Annotated in this window: 8 protein-coding genes; all 8 read right to left on the bottom strand. The window is 45.5% G+C overall.

Features of this window, described 5'->3' with window-relative positions; translation table 11 throughout:
- Positions 1–10 precede the first annotated feature (10 nt).
- A complete protein-coding gene (locus GC096_RS23565) occupies positions 11–1,366 on the bottom strand; it encodes an ABC transporter substrate-binding protein (protein WP_171633672.1) in 1,356 nt (451 codons plus the stop codon).
- Positions 1,367–1,580: 214 nt separating this feature from the next.
- Positions 1,581–3,188: a response regulator transcription factor gene (locus tag GC096_RS23560; protein WP_171633670.1), complete on the bottom strand. Its 1,608-nt coding sequence runs from the start codon at positions 3,186–3,188 to the stop codon at positions 1,581–1,583.
- A gap of 1 nt (position 3,189) precedes the next feature.
- Positions 3,190–5,001: a sensor histidine kinase gene (locus GC096_RS23555; RefSeq protein ID WP_171633668.1), complete on the bottom strand. Its 1,812-nt coding sequence runs from the start codon at positions 4,999–5,001 to the stop codon at positions 3,190–3,192.
- Between the two features lie 127 nt (positions 5,002–5,128).
- Entirely contained in the window at positions 5,129–6,703 is a 1,575-nt protein-coding gene (locus GC096_RS23550) for an S-layer homology domain-containing protein (RefSeq protein WP_171633667.1), read from the bottom strand.
- A gap of 95 nt (positions 6,704–6,798) precedes the next feature.
- Entirely contained in the window at positions 6,799–12,606 is a 5,808-nt protein-coding gene (locus GC096_RS23540) for a sugar-binding protein (RefSeq protein ID WP_216626245.1), read from the bottom strand.
- Positions 12,607–12,893: 287 nt separating this feature from the next.
- Positions 12,894–15,344, bottom strand: a complete 2,451-nt coding sequence (locus tag GC096_RS23535; protein WP_246302919.1) for a glycoside hydrolase family 31 protein — start codon at positions 15,342–15,344, stop codon at positions 12,894–12,896.
- 29 nt (positions 15,345–15,373) lie between these two features.
- A complete protein-coding gene (locus GC096_RS23530) occupies positions 15,374–16,195 on the bottom strand; it encodes a carbohydrate ABC transporter permease (protein WP_171633665.1) in 822 nt (273 codons plus the stop codon).
- Entirely contained in the window at positions 16,192–17,067 is an 876-nt protein-coding gene (locus tag GC096_RS23525; protein ID WP_171633663.1) for a carbohydrate ABC transporter permease, read from the bottom strand. The genes GC096_RS23530 and GC096_RS23525 overlap by 4 nt, the downstream gene beginning before the upstream one ends.
- Positions 17,068–17,116 lie beyond the last annotated feature (49 nt).

Raw genomic sequence — 17,116 nt, 5'->3', positions numbered from 1 at the left:
CTTATATCATTTACTTTTTAAACCACGTATTTTCACTCCAGATCTTGCCCATCTCCGTACTAAACTTATCGGCTGGATATTGCCCCGTCAGCAATTTCGCCCCTTGTGTCGCAAGCTCTGCCGATGTTTTTGCATCCAACGAGTTAAGTGCTAGTGAAGCAATTTTTGTAGGAATAGGATTGTACCAGTTAACAAATTTCTTCATAAGCGGCTTAGCCTCGGCCACTGTATTGCCCGTTTTTAAAGCAATTGGTGCACCCGTAGCTTCAAAATATTGAGCGTCTGCCATAGCTAGAAATTCTGCCAATTTTACTGCCTCTTCAGGAAACTTGGTTTTTGCGCTAACGGCATATCCGTTGAGTGGAGATCCCCAGAACTGAACGTGCTTCGCTGGGTCGTATTTGTCGCTAGCGCTTGGGAACGGGAAGAAGTCGACTGTATCATCTTTAGCCAAATTCGGAAGCTCCCAAGTAAACATCATGTACATAGCTGCCTTCTTAGCTGTAAACATTTCGTTGGCAGGACCGTAATCTAGATTAGCAATTCCTTCCGGAAAGACACCTTCCTTAACCATCTTCTCAATGCGAGACACCCCAGCCTTAACCGACGGATTATTAAAGTCTGTCTTATTGCTCACAAGGTCTGCCATCGCTTGCGGATCGCCGATTTGAATCATCTGCTGAAGCAAGAATAGCTTCGGTCCCCATCCATCTTTACCAGGGGTAACCGCAGGCACCATGCCTTTACTTTTTAGTTTTTTCGATACGTCGATAAATTCGTCGAATGTTTTCGGTACTTGCACCCCTGCTTGCTCGAACATGTCCTTGTGGTAGAAAATGACCGGGGTGAAATACGTATCCGCTCCGGAAGACAAACTGTAAATCTTTCCGTCAACATGTTTCAATGCATCAGGAACAGCGTATTTGGTCAAAAACCCGTCCTTGGTGATCGGTGAGGTTAAATCCATAATACTGCCGGTATTGTTCAACGGAGTAAAGTAACCTGCATCGTTCCAGAATACATCTGGCATATCACCTGCAGCGTTAAACGTTTTCAGTTTATTCGCCATATCTTCGCCGCCGCCACCTGGCTCAAACTCAATTTCTACGTTCGGAAACGCCTTGGCAACGTTCGGTTTAATATGCTTTTCCATGATATTATTGCGATTCTCGTCCGTTGTGATTGTTACAACTCTTAGTTTTACCTTCTTATCACTCCCAGCCTTGGTTTCTGTCGTTGCCGCCGGGGTTGATGAATTTCCGGGGGTAGAGGAAGGTTGGGCTTCATTTTTCGTACTACAAGCAGCTGAAACAAGAAGCATACCTGCCATTAGAGAAGTGCCGAGTACCTTTACTGTTCTTACCATTTGTTGACCTCCTAAGTTTGTTCATAGTATCGTATCTACGTGGTTGATTCCCTAATGGAAGCGGTATCATCCTTAATTTCATTCTACGGATTCCATACAAATAATTACAGAGACTATTCTCGGACAGAAAGGAAAATTGTTTGCAATTACAAAAAAAAGACGCAATGAGACATTATCGATAAATGCCTCATTATGCCTTATACTTAAAACTACGCTATTGGATATTGTTCACGTACTTACTGGGGGTAATTCCAATATACTTCTTAAAGCATTTACCGAAATAATTGGCATCAGCATACCCGACCTTACTTGCGACATATTGTACGATCTTCTCTCCTTGATCAAAAAGTCCCTTTGCTTTCGTGATGCGTATTTCGGTCAAATAGTCGTTAATTGTAATGGAGGTTTCTTTTTTAAATACATAACAGAGATGATTGTAGTTCATATGGACACTCTTTGCGAGATCAACGATACGTAGTTCTTCATTTCCATAATGACTTTGAATATACGATTTTACCTCGTCCACGACTTTGACCGCTCTATTTTGCTTCCTGCCATGTACATGTGCAATCACTTTGAGAATCAGGTTACGAACCCATCTCTCCAGTTCGCCAAAAGAGTTCATCTGTTGAATGAACTGAAAAATATCAGTTTGAGCCGTATCCTGAAATACATGTTCGAAGCTTTGAGACATCTCATCCAAAAATTCCAAACAAGTGGATACGATTTCAAGTGCGGCTACAAACAGCATTTCAGTGGAAGCGTTCTTGGTACGAGCATCCTGGAAAAAAGTCGTGAGCCACTCTTCTGCCTCAGAGAGATTACCAATTCGCATACTCATCAACAGTCCGATTCTCCTTTCTACGGAGAATAAACTGACCTTCATACCCGATTCGGCGATCATGGAATGAAGTATAACTTGATTGCCGCCTAAAACAAACCGATGTTTCAAAGCAAATAACGCTTCTTGGTAGGACACGGATATCGATTCAAAGGCAGGGTATCCATTGCCAACGCCGATCGTTACCGTACATCCCAAAGTCGCCTGAACCGATTTCCTAATCGCTTCACTAATCGCTTCCATTCTTTCGTAAGAAGCGTTAGGAACACCAATTATCATAACATACCGATCGTTCGTATCGTGGCAACTATCATACGGGTATGTGTTTTGAATAAACTCTTGGGCTATATCTTGAACCGCCAGCTTGCGAATATGCATGTCTTCTTTGGTAACAAGATCATCCTGTGAATCAATATCGGCTACGACCACCATATGAAATGGAGCATCCAGATTGATGCCCAAATACTGCAACCGTTCTTTAGAGGACAAGGGATCTATAACTCTACTGCCCTGCAGCCATTCATTTAATAATCGCTCCTTCAACATCGGCATATGCTCTTTTGCCTGCTTCTTTAAGTGTTCATAATCCAGCTTTACGGCGTGCTCCTTGTCAATCAAATTCTTAATCTCAAGTAGGGAGTTTCTAAGTTCATCTTCGTCAATCGGCTTGAGCACATAATTAAAAACCCCAAGCTGCACGGCCATTTTGGCATATACAAACTCGCTTTGACCTGTCAACATGATAAATTTTGTTTCCTGCTCAGATTGTTTGGCTTTCTGAATAAATTCCATGCCGTCCATAATAGGCATATTAATATCAACCAAGACGATATCCGGAGCAATTTCAGACATCAATGATAGAGCTTCCGCTCCATTCTTCGCTTCGCCAGCGATCTGGAAACCCAACTCTTCCCAGGGCAATGAAATTTTCAACGCTTGTCTAAAGTAATATTCATCATCGACAATGAGCACTTTTAACATCTCATACCTCCCGCATTGGTTTGAACGGCAAACGGATGGTAACTCTGGTATATAAGCCTACTTCGCTTTCTACCTCTAATCCGTATCTGTCCCCATACAGCATTCTAATCCGATTATGGACACTTCTGACTCCGAAGCCAGTTCTTTCACTGGAGTCCGAAACTTCCCTCAACAATCCCTTTATTTGCGATTCTTCTATTCCCACGCCGTTATCGTAAATTTCAATACGCACCTCGTCACCCAAGCGGCGCCCAGTGATCCTCAATAAGCCTTTTTCCATTTTCCTCTTAAGTCCATGATAGATAGCATTTTCCACGATCGGCTGCAACGTTAACTTCGAAATTGAACACGACATAATTTCCTCATCAATGTCCATTGTATATTCCATATACTCTACATAGCGCAATTGCTGGATTTCCAAATAACTCTCAGATAGTTGCATTTCTTCTCTAAGTGTAATAATATCGTTTCCTTTGCTTAAAGAAATTTTATAGAAATTGGCCATATATTTCGCTGCTGTAATGGCTTCTGTTTTCATATTCAGCTTAATAAGCGATATGATCGTTTCAAGGGTATTATACAAAAAGTGGGGTTGTACCTGCGTTTGCAGCAATTTGAATTCAATCTCAGCCTTCGTCTTCTGTTCCTCCACATTTTCGGCCACTAGTTCTTCGATACGGTCCATCAAATTATTAAAAACATCGTTTAAATAACCGATTTCATCCGATGATTGGTACGAGCTTCTGACCGTCAAATGGCCAGTCCGAATATCTCTCATCGTTCTGGAAAGTTGGAAGATCGGCCTCGTAATCGATCGGGACAACAGATAGGAGACAATAAATGCGAGCAATAGACATAATGAGCCGATCCAAATAATTAATTTGTTAATTTCTTTGCGCTCCACCGTAATTTCATCAATTGGAATAACACTTACAATCGACCATTCTAGTGGTTCCAATCGGTGAGTAGATACCAGCACCTTCTCGCTCCCGTTTCCTTGAAAGAAGCCTGTTTCTACTTGTGTCGAATTAGGAATGGATATCGAGGTTGCCTCTTTGAAATCTCGGTACAAATTAGCTTTATTCTGGGAGGAGATAATTTTTCCGTTACTATCGAGAATATAGAAATTTCCTCCCTTGTAGTTCATTTTCCTTTCATAAATAGAGGCGATAACCGTTTCTTTTACGTATAAAACAACCAATCCAACCGTTTTTCCAGTATCTTTATGGATCACAGTTTTGGAAACGGCAAATACGTTGTCATCCCCTTCATAGCGGAATTTGAACTTCATTAACCCTGTCAAGACAGGCTGAAAGGAATGATCGATGGCTTCTGGGCCGGATCCGAATATACGGGAAGCAAACTCATTATCCGCAAAGCCTACATCGACCCATTGGTGATTCGAGGTGAGAACACTTACCGCTTTGATATTGGTATTGGGCTCAACAATGTTGCTAATGACTTCAGAGAGCGTCTTTTTCATTGATAAATTATCTAACCCCCCCACATAATGAGAGGTCGATAAGTTATTATTTTCTAAGAAATCGTTATAGAGTTCATTTTGCAGCCTGTAATCCGTTGCCAATATTTTCGAATAATCTTCGACTGTCGTGATTAATGTCTGCAGGTTATTGTCAATGAGAACGAGTTCCCTTGACGAATTTTTGACTGCTTTCTCGATAATTGCTTTTTGAGAGACGATGTTGGCAAAAAGCGCAATAATTGAAATCGAAAGGATAATAATCAAAATATTTGTGGAGAAGATTTTGTTTTTAATCGATAGCCCATTGAAATATTGCTTATACCCTTTCATGTTGATGCCACCTTTCAACTGAAGCAGACAAACTTTCATGTAAGCGTTCACCATCATAACCACAAAACAAAGCTACCGCACATGAGATTCATGTGCGGACAGCCTTCCTTATTCATGCTCGCGAGCGTTATTGTACCTGTTGAGCATCCAAAATCCGAATCATACTAACCGCCGCTTCTGCACGGGTGCTGAAAGCCTTCGGCTTCAGCGTACCGTCTTCGTAGCCGTTCAGCACACCCATAGCGGTCAAAGTCGCAAGCGGCCCTTCTGCCCAGGAGGAGACGTCTCCACTATCCTTATAGTCCAAGCCGCTGTTGGCAGATGCCAACTGTGCAGCACGTGCAAGGATTACGGCCATTTGTTCCCGGGTAATGTTGTCATCAGGACCGAATGCTCCGTCCTCATAACCGACTACAATCCCCCTTGCGGATGCTATTGCAATTGCATCCTTTGCCCAGTGGCTGCCGGTATCGGAGAATACAGTTCCACCTGTAGCCGTCAAGTGGAACACTCTGACGATCATGGATACGAACTCGGCTCTTGTTACAGTTGAATCAGGCTGGAAAGTGCCATCTTGGTAGCCGTCGATCACGCCTGCTTTTACAAGTTTTTGGATACCTGCTTCTGCCCAGTGTCCTTTAATATCGGTCAAGACCGGAGGTTTGACCGATGCTGGCTTTGCTGACACCAATGCGGCAAACTTGGTGAAGTGCGTCACACTACCGGAAACGGTGCCTTTTACGAGGTCGATCTTAATATCGTCCAATTTGACCCATTTGCCAGTTTCTTCGTTGTACCAGTACAGTGCCACCTCATGCTCATCATCCAACAAGCTGGTGTTGAACGGAAGGGTGATCGTGACTGGTTTCTGGAACAGTCCTGCTACATCCTTGATAATCTCATACACATCTCCAGCCAGCTTCAAATTCGGATCCGGCTTCAGCTGTGAGGTGTCGCTCAACTTTTTAATGCTCACATAAATATCACTTCCTAGTGCTCCTGCCGGCAAGTTAACTGCCGCCCCGTTATTCTCTACATTGCCGCCTGTGTCTTTATACACCTTAACCGCGCCTTCCGGTTCGGGGGTCGAGACAGAGGAACTCTGCCCCGGATTGCCCTGGCCCGAATCGTTCGACGGCGCGACCACCTTCAAGCTCGCAATCGCGTTCGCGTCGAAATCGACAACGTTCATTGCACTGTCAACGGTTTTTATTTGTTTCAACTCGACCGTTCCGCTTCCCAATGCCGTCGCCTCAAAAATCATTTCCGCCAACACGACATTCCCTGTTTCTCCGGATATCGGTCCGACTTTCGTAAACGCCAATACAATTTGGCTGCCGTTTACGGCAGGAGTAACGGCATAACCGAATCGGGCGCTGGATGCGCTTATGAATCGCAAATGATCGGTGTTGAACGTCGCTTGAAGCTCTGTCGCGTACACATCGGATAGACCCTGACCGATCACCTGGACTCTGACTTCACGGCCGGTGATCGGCTGATTGTTCGAAACGGAAAGCGTGTACGTCGGAGCGGCGTAAGCGACCACAGTCGCCAAGGAAAACACGCTTAACAGAAACGAGCCGGCCAGCAAAAGACTTAAGCAGACGGTTCGAATCTTTCTCAGCACGGCGTAATTACCGTGAACGTCTCCCGATCGCTGAAATACAGACAGCAGCGCAGTTATCCTCTTAGTTTGTCTCATTCGTCAACTTCCTCTCCAAATGGCTGGGGGCGGAGGGCGCGAAGGCGCCTCCTCCCGACCGTTTAGCCTTTCGTTAAATGATAGTATCGGCTCGATTACTGCGAGATTCCCAAGATGCGGTAAGCGACCGACGCCAGATCCTGTATGCCAATTGGACGCGGCGTAGTAATACCTAGCGCCTTGTACAACGTCCAATTGATGTCCGAGTTGCTTTGCCCGTAGTGTCTTCCAATGACCGCCAAATCCCCGATCGTCAATACGCTTGATCCGGACAACGTTTTTAACGATCCGTTGAATACGGATGTCGCTACTTCCAATTGAGTTGCCGCTTCTTGAATGCCTGCCTGGGACATGGCCGGATCGGCCAGCGCGATGTTGGCGGCAGCCAGTTTGGTTTGCAGCAGCGCTATGGAACCTGGTGCATATTGTCCAAGGAGCGAACCTTCTATCGCGCCGGTCAAGCGGCTTTCGGCTAAGGCAATTGCTGCGCTCAGAGCCGTTTTGCTAATACGCTCGATCTTCACATTATGGCTGGCCGAGCTTACCTGCGTTTCAGTGACGCCGTCCGAGATGATGACATGATCGACCGTGATGGCGTTAACCTCGACAGTCGCACCAACGTCTTTGGCCTTGAAGCTCAGTTCCAGCAGATTGTCTGTATTGGAAATGGCCTGGCCTACGCTTGCAGCAAGGAATCGGATGTTGGCCTCACCGCCGCCCGAAGTTCCTTCATGGTCAAGCACAATCGAGAAGCCGTTTACCAGAGAGATACCTGACACGTAGTCCACCTTCGCAGGGTCGTAATGAACGGTTAGATCGATTGCATAGACGTTAGAAGTCACATTGTTCAAGCCAAAATTCAATTTGAATGGTTGCCCGGATAAGATGGAAGCCGCTCCGCTCAGCAGCGCACCTTCTTGACCGCTGATTGTGATCAGCGCGCTGCTGCTCAAACTGGACCCACTGGCTTTCGCCGTAACTTTCACGACACCATTCTTTTTGGCCGACAGCAATCCCGTCTCGCTGATGATTGCCGCATTTGTCTGCGAACCGTCTTCTGCGGTTACCGACCATACGACGGGCACTCCCGCCAACATTTGCAGCGTGCCGGCGTTCGTCGTGATGGAGGTCGCTCCTGCCGCGGCGGAAACTACCGGCGGCTTGCCGACAAGGGTAACCACACCCCATTGTGAACCGTTAGCATAAGATTGTCCGGTCGCGTCGTTCCACATGATAACGTCCTGACGACCACCCGTTGCTTTCGCATCATTAATCTGCAAATCAAATCCAATTACACGATCAACTGTAGGAACTGTAGCTTTAAAGGGAATCTTGGTTTCAATGTAATAACCGCCATCCACGACTTTGGCAAAAGATTCAAAACCCACACTAACACTGCTTGGATTAAAGCTTTTCGCATTCAGATAGTTAATACGGTATTGTCCCATACCTGTGCCGTAGGAGGTTTTTTTACTATTGGTCTCATCCACAAAGACTTCGACCGAGTCATGCTCATGCGCGTTGCTGCTGCTGCTGTTAAGCTCAGGGGATTTTACACGCACCAGAACATACAGGTTACTATCGTCCCATAGCACTTTAGCGGAGCCATCCGTCTGACCGTTCGCCATGGTCAGATGCTTAAGTATCGGCAGGGTGGGGGCCTTATCCCAAAGTAGGTCGAGAACGGCACCGCCGAGAACAGGCGTACCGTATACAGCAGTCGAAACACCGATAGGTACCAATTGAAGTGCTTTGATCGCACTGCGCAACGCGTAGTATGAATTATCCACTGCTGCCTGCCCGATCTCACTATTTGAGACGGCAGTCTTGGCATCACTTAATGCGGTTGCAAAAGCATTCCATGAATTGCTTGTATAAATGGTTGCATCCTTGTTTTTGACACTATCAATCAAGGATGTCAGCAGGGTTTTGTCGACCACTGTGACAATTGCGTTTGCAGGTCCACCACGGCCCGCTTTGACATTGCTAAAATATGTTTCTACTTTCGTAATTTCGTCAGCTGTCAGCACCCTGTCGTAGATGAGAATCTGCGAGACCCTGCCCAGGAAGCGGTATGGGGTTGCAGCCGCCATCGTGTAACCTACGCCCAGATCTGAGCTGTTTCCTAAAAGCGCCTTAGCATTGGTTCCAGTGCCGATGACACTGTTATTAACAGAAACGGCTCTACTAGTTCCGTTTAGCTGCGCCCTAACACTGACTAGACCGTCCGTGGTTGTTGTTGCAATTTGTTGCCCGCCACCCGATACGCCGCCATCTGTGTTACCAAAGCGGACGTTCACTCTGTTTGTTCCTACACCCAAATTAATACCGCTCCAACCGCTGTTGGCCGCCCAAGTTTGGTAAGCCTCGTTCAATCCGAAATAAACAAGACCACTTTGATCACTAGAGTTGTTGGCTGTGGTTGTTGGTCTTACAAGTGTGTAAATCGTCATCTGTGTACTGCCGTTATAATTTTTAAAGCCTGCAGCTTTCAGCGGTCTTGACATCGCTGCGAAATCTACATAGTCGTATCCATCGTTCTTTAGCGTTGGGTTGCCGGTTGGTGTTCCAAGATTATCACCGCCGCTACCTGGGACGTTCGCTGGGACAAGCTTCACCGGGACGCTTCCCATATTGGTCCATCCAGTCACGTTCCCAGAGCTATCTTTTTCCACGCCCTCATCAGCCTTGAGCCATAAGTCAAGACCATTTCTAGGAATATCGACAGGCGTCATATCGCGCACCACGACGCGAGCGTGCGACTGGCTTAGAACATTGCCTTCTTTCGACCGCACATAAATAATGTATGGACCGGGCAACATTGGCGCTGTTAATTCTATCATGCTGCCGGAGGCCATTGTTTCTTTGTCGCTCTCAATAAGATTCCCGTCGCTTGATGAGGAAATCCATATCTGTTTTGTAGCGTCGTCCAAATCGTATGCCAACCTGACTTTCCCGCCGGGGGCTACTGACACGTCAGCTGTGAGCAGCTTATTCGCCTCGGATACCGTGGTGGTAAAATTGATCGTCATTGCAGGCGTCGAAGTGCTGCCTACCAAAGTCCAGCTTCCTGCGGTGGGGATTTCGTACCCATTCGCCACAGGCTTGCCGTTAAGCGTAAAGGTGTAATCCGTACTCAAAGTTAGTTTAAGCGGCCGTACCGCTGAAACTTCGTAGCTTTTCCCATTTTCCACATTAGTTGCTGAACCGCTCGCGTCGACGTATACCGTGTACTTAGAAGTGGCCGTTTCTCTGCCGTCTCCATATTTGATATATAGTTTGTATTCTCCTGCGACAGCAGGAGCGTTGATTGAATTGACATCGCCGGCAGCTTTTGTCATCGTAGTGCTTTCATTAAAGACAGTTGTGTTCGCAGGTGCGACCCAAACTGTGTCTTGCGCTTTTAGCAGACCCCTGCGGTTCAGCTTTTCACCTTTACCCATGATGACGTTTGAAGCCAACTCAAACTCGGTATCGGCAATGATGCTCCTAGGAATCATCTTCGTGTATTCGTTGGTAAGACCCGAATTCAGAACGATTTCGTTGCCCTTAAGTGGCCAGATGCGGCTTGTGCTTTTGTAATTGTCATAAGTAGTCCTAGGGGCGCCATTCTGGTTGTTATCCCCGTCTACGTAACCTTGGACCATGATCATATCACTTTTGCGCTTCCAGTTGTTAAACTCAATAAGACGGCTCTGCCCTGCGGCATAGGAGAGCTTTGCCTGCACGACGTTGCCTATCATCTTGATGAACGTGCTTCCTTCATCGGGATGGAACCCATTCATCCAGTTGTTGGAGTCTGTGGGTTTGTCCGTTGGATTCGGGTTAAGGAAGTTGTAGTTCATCTCGGTGAAATTCGTCCAGTTGTCAGAATTCCAGTTACTATTCTTGTTGGTGACGGGGTCATTTGTCAAAGGGTAGACGGTATTAATGGTGTCCCATGTCCCTCCGCCCGGCAAATTACCCGGATCGCCCTGCCGTCCCAGTGAGTAAATAGCTCCGGAGTCGTTAACTACCGTGCAAATTTGCTCTATCCGGTTATAGTTTATTTTGTTATTCCTGGAGGTCGTAGATATGGCTGGAGACCTTGCGATGCTCGTTTCACTCGTACCATTGTAAGGACCGCCGGTCTTGTTGGTCCCTTGGGAGGTAAAGCCGAACCCATCATACTCGTCCCAACCCCAGCCGATGCTCATGGCACCGTATGTGGTGTCATAAATGTAGTTATGCAGTACCTGCATATTCGTTGTGTAGAAAGATGCCAGTGCGTTGGCGCCCGGGAATCCGTAGCAGGTCCTGTACAAAAAGTTATTTGTAATATAAATATTCTCCGGCACGGCTTCCGTACCCGCCTTAAATTTTTCCTTATCAACGCCGGCCCAGTTCTTTATTGGCGTGCCAGAGGCCGATACACTGGATTCATGCGTAATCGCCACATCGTTTTCATAGATATGCTGCGGATGTCCGATTACAATTCCTGAAGCCAGTGTATCTACGATATAGTTACCCGAGATTTCGATATCCTTGGCATCGTTTTCTACATGGATGCCATTAAATCCGGTAAGCCCGATCTCGCCGTTCAGCACTTTGATGTTCCTCGCCGCGTTGATCATTACCGCTGCCGGCGGTATGTCATACCCTCGGTAGAACGTCTCATGCCAGTTGATGCTGCTGGGAAAGTAAGCTTTGTTCACGATAGAGCCCTGAACGGATGCATAGCCGCGAGAACTGGTCGTTACTGGACCGGATCCGTCGCTATATGTATAGGTGCCCGTCAGTTCAGTCAGTTTGTAGTCGGTATGGGCAAACTTCAGCCCGTTGAAGGTTATGTTTTTGACACGTCCATCATCCGAGCCCGCAATAGGGTTCAACCGATCTCCTACAGGGATCCCTCTTATGTCGAGGACCGTCTCAAGCCTTGGAATGACCACGTCGGCGGTATTGATATCTTCGCCTTCAAGCGGGATGTAATAAAGCGTGCTTTCCGCCTGGTCGAAATAGAAATTTCCGCGTTTGTTGAAGAATTCGAAAGCGTTGCGGATGACTTGATTGTTACCAGGATTGTATTGCGTGTTATTACCCAAAGACTGTGAAATGAACCCATACGGCATCTGGAATCGGAACATGATACCGCCGGGCTTGTTGCTGGCTGCCGGCGCCTGTTCGATCGACGCGAAGGTGATAAAAGGCCTCGCCCATCTGGCGGTGGAGCCGCCCGTGCTTTCGGCTTCGATGTTTTGGGGGTTCTTCGTTGCTGTCGTCAGACCTACGCTGGCATCGAATACGATACCCGCCCGGATGTTGGTGCCATTCTGCCACGCCCAAGGGTTATTGGCAGCGGTAAAGCTGGCTGTGGGGGTGCCCGTGACGGTTCTGTTGGCCGAACCTATTTCCGAGCTCTTCGTCATGGTGGCGCCCTTATCGTTTACATAGAGTGCGCGCAGCTTATCGCTCCGGTTAAGGGTCGTTTTATACGCCTTTAAGCCGCCAGTCTGGGTAAGGCCAACTGCTTCTGTCCATACGCCTTTATTCAACATTTCACCAGCGCTGATTACCGGCTTCGCACCCGGCGCCGCTTCATAGCGAATCGTGCTGCTTGCACTTCCGGAATCATCCTTGTCAAAAACGAGGGTTTCATAAAGCGAATAATAGCCATCCGCAATTTGAACGACGATATCACCGCCGGTCTTAGGCAGAGTCCTTACTACTGTTTTTGCCTTGGCAAGCGTTTTATACGGCTTTGCTTGTGTTCCGTCACCTGTGTTATCATTGCCATTTGTAGCAACATAGATCGTTGCACTTGGCGCACTGGCAGCCTCAACTATCGACCCTGAAAATGGTAACATGGATAATAGCATTACCAAAGTCATAATCCAAATGAATGCTCTGTTTCTCACTTTCATAAAACCTCCTTGGATTTGAAATTTAAAACTGTTTTGGTTAGCACGCTAGTAGGAGTTTTGTTCGAATCACCCCCTTCCTTTACGAACTTAACAGTGTTTTGTAAGCGATATCATTTCTGTGTTCATTGTAGTTTTTTTACGACTCTTTCGTACAGAGACAATCATACGGCCGGAAGGAATATTGTAGGAACATTGATTGGACATCGTATTAGAATGCCAAGGTAAGAAAAAGAAAAGCTCAAGTACCCTTTGCTAACGTACTCAAGCTATGTCTTGGCTATCTCCTCTTACAAGTCTTTGAGCCTGATTTCTATGTAGTTTCCTTTGTAGTGAATTTGCGTTGTCTTCTCTGCCTCTTTGAGAGATCCACCACCATCTTTAACACCGAAAAATGTTAGGTTAAATGACTGATTTGCCCTCATCCCTGGATAAGTTCCTTGCCGCTCTTTGATAATGAAAGTTCGGTTCTCCTCATCCCACACCATAGGAATTAGAGCATAAGCACCCTTTTCATAGTTATAATTGTCTCCTTCGTCTTCATAGTAATCGAAAGTGCCGTGCTGCCCCGTGTAGACACGAATGTGTCTATTATCATCCGTACGTTGTTCAGCAAACTGAATACTCCCGCTCATAGGCACGATCGATCCAGCCTTCACATAAAGCGGTATACGGTCAAGTGGAGCCTCAGCTTCTATCATTCGCCGACCCTCAAAGATGCGATTCGTCCAGAAATCGTACCACGCCGTTCCTGCTGGCAAATAAACATCCCTAGTTTTCTTCACACCTTCTAGCACGTCAGAATTACTAGTGTAGTACATGGGCTCAGTGACTGGATTTACTAAAAAAGCAGGACCAAACATAAACTGATCCCCAATGTTATATGTGTTCGGATCATGCCTAAAGTCAAAAGATAACGCTCGCATAAACGTATAATCATCGTGATGAACGTGGGCAGATAAGGAATAGATGTATGGCATTAATTCGTATCGAAGACGGAGGAATTTAACAATGGCATCATACACAGGCTCACCTGTCTCACCAAATCGCCATACCTCCCTGGGGGTATCCGTTCCATGAGAACGAAACATAGGAAGAAACGAACCGTACTGGAACCAGCGAGCATACAATTCCCGGTACCCCATATCCTGGATGCCTGTGTCGTAATCGCCATTCCAAAACCATAGATCAGGTTTGTTTTGAACAAAGAAAGCGCCGATATCTACCGTCCAATATGGCGATCCTGTTGCGCAAAAATTCAATCCAGCTGGGATTTGCTTCCTCAGCGTCTCCCAATTTGCCGCAATGTCCCCCGACCATGTTACCGTTCCATAACGATGCTGCCCTGCATAAGCTGAACGGGTCAGGTTCACGACGCGTTTGCTCTCCGTAGTTTGGCGTTGCCCTTCATAAATGCCTTTGGAATGCAGCAAGGAATAAGCGTTAATGAACTCCGGATCAAGATAAAGCTTCGCTTCTTCTGTGTTAATTTGCATCCGTTGTTCGGGTTCAAGCTTGATAGATCCATGCCAATCTGCTTCGAAAGGCTCTGTGCAATCACACCACCAAGCATCAATGCCATGTACAAAAAGACCCTCGTTTGCCTGCTTCCAGTACAATTGTCTACCTTTTTCCTGGAAAGCGTCATACGTTGCCTGATTGCCCAGCAAGCAACCATTTTCATTCATTTCCTTATTGTTATCGCTCTGAGGATTCATAATGGGCCAGATAGAAACCATCAATCGTGCATTCATCCCGTGAAGCTCTTCCACCATAGCTTTCGGATCTGGAAACCGCTCAGGATCGAGCGTTTTCTGACCCCAGAGTTCCCCAGTCCAGGACTTCCAATCCAGCACAATGCAATCAAGCGGCAGTCCTCGTTCACGATACTCGCGAACAACGGCTATCAATTCTTCTTGCGACGTATAACGTTCTTTGGACTGGATATAACCGAACGACCACTTGGGCAGCATCGGCGCTTTTCCAGTTAATTCACGAATCCCATGCACAATACTGTCCATCTCCGGACCATGAATGAAGTAATAATCCATTTCATCGTCTACTTCTGTCCATATATAGGAACCAAAAGCATCATCACGAAACGTCATCATGGTATAACTATCCACTACAATGCCATATCCACGCGTAGATACAAGGACGGGAACAACCGCCTTCATATTTTGTTGATATAAGTATTGATGCGTTCCCCGCAAATTCATTACGCCTTCTTCATGCGAACCCAAGCCGTATAAAGCCTCATCTTCCATCCATTCAAACTCAAGCTTAGTATGAAATGCTTTTCGATCTATCACTTTTCTCACGTTGTCGGCTCGAACACGCAGGCCATCGGCTCCTTGTCCAGCTTCGATATTGGCGGATTCATCAAACACGGATTTCGTAACATCCATGGCAACCAGCGTTTTGCCTCTACGATCTGGCTCTTTGGTTAATACGGCTCCTGAAGCATCTAGATAAGTAAAAGCCCCCGTCTTCTTGAGGATACGGATTGTCAGTTCTGGCGTTGAAAATACTAGATGACTTTGGAGATCTTCTACGGTGAAGGAAATCTTCGAATCAGGCAAACCTGTTATCATTAGACTTTCTTGCGTACTAAATTCAGCTTCCAATGTATATCGAATTCTAATGATCTTGTTGGAATAAGGCACGAGCATGATTCTCCCGCTTGTCGTTTCTAAAAGCAGACGATCGCTCTGCACCATATGTCGAATGATTTGCATCATAATTCTCCTTGTCACAAAAATATGATTCCTTATCCTTTGACCGAGCCAGATGTCATACCTGAAATAATGTATCGCTGACCTAATAAATACAAAATAACAACAGGCAGACATGTCATTACAATATCAGCGCTCACTAAATTCCAGTCCATTTGAAATTGGCCGAAGAAATTATAGACAGATAACGTCATAGGCCACTGTTTGGCATTGTTTAAGAAGTAGAGCGGAAGTAAGAATTCATTCCATGAATTAATGAAAGCTAGAATAAATGTGGTCACGACAGCAGGCATTAATAATGGAAATATAATGGAGAAGAATAGCTTTAGTGGGCCGCAACCATCAATAATACCGGATTCGTCGAGTTCTTTGGGAACGGTTCCCACAAATCCATATAAAATAAATACACTGAATGGAATTTGCACGACTGCGTATAGAATAATAATTCCGATTTGCGTATTCATTAAATGAGTCATTTGCATCATCTTGGTTAATGTAAAATAATTGATGGGCAAGGCAATGCCTAAAATTAAGAAAAGGTAAAGGAAGCGATTCAATCTTGAACGATTTCTAGAATAGATGTAGGCTGCCATAGCGGATAATAAAATACATAAAATTGTAGAAGCTCCAGTATAAAATAAACTGTTCAAAAGCGAACGAAGTAATTTCCCTTTTTCAATAACGACCAGGAAGTTTTCGAAATGTAGTTGTTTAGGCAAATCAAAACCCATCGAGCTAGCTTGCGTTTTATCCTTTAACGAATTAATCACAATTAACAGGAGTGGAGCTAGTGTGATCATGCTCACGATCCAAGCAGCTATATTTTTCAAACCATTCTTCACCATTTTCAGCTTCATTTGCCCACCTCATCTTCGTTGCTCATCCATTTGACTGCCCAAAAGCCAATCACGATCATAACGAGAAACATGACTGTAGACAAAGCAGTACCTACACCATAACGACCGAGGGAGAATTCCTTAAACACACCCGTATACAGTACTTCTGTCTCGTATCCTGGCCCACCGTTCGTAAGCGCGTACACAATATCAAATACTTTGAATCCATAAATAAAATTAAGAACTGTCGTAACTGTAAGCGCTGGCATCAAGAGCGGTAGAATGATATGCCGGAATTTATTCCAAAAATTAGCACCATCAATCTCTGCAGCCTCATAGTACATATCCGGAATGGCTTGAAGACCTGCCAACAGAATGACCATGATATAACCGACTCCTTTCCAGGTATCGACAGCAATAATGGATTTAAACGCCAAATGGATATCCGTCAGCCAACTTTTAGCCATAAATTCCAAACCGATGGATCTTAGGAACTCATTGACTAATCCAAATTCAGGATGCAATACGGATTTAAAAATTAATCCTACAATTAAAGTAGGTACGATAACCGGCATAAAAATAACAACACGATGAAAGTTTTTACCTTTAATGCCATGATTTAAGATCAGAGCAAGGAAGAGCCCGATTCCCGTTTTCAGTATGGCCGTTGTTATCGTGAACGTAACTGTATGATTCAAATAGGATACATATTTCTCATTCCCTGAGAAGATCGTTCGAAAATTATCAAGTCCAATGAATTCAATTCCTTCGCTGTAACTGTTCCAATCAGTAAAAGAAAAGTAAATTCCCATGAAACTTGGAATTACAAAAAACAGCAGATACAGTACCAATGCGCCAATTGAAAAATAAAAGGGATATATGCTTTTGTTCATTGTAGGACTCTCCACTCCCTATTATCTACAGTAACAACCCAGCAAGAGG

The organism is Paenibacillus plantarum (genome assembly GCF_013141695.1).
Classification (GTDB): domain Bacteria; phylum Bacillota; class Bacilli; order Paenibacillales; family NBRC-103111; genus Paenibacillus_E; species Paenibacillus_E plantarum.
Note: the sequence above shows the minus strand (reverse complement) of the source record. Positions and strands in the feature narration are given on the sequence as shown.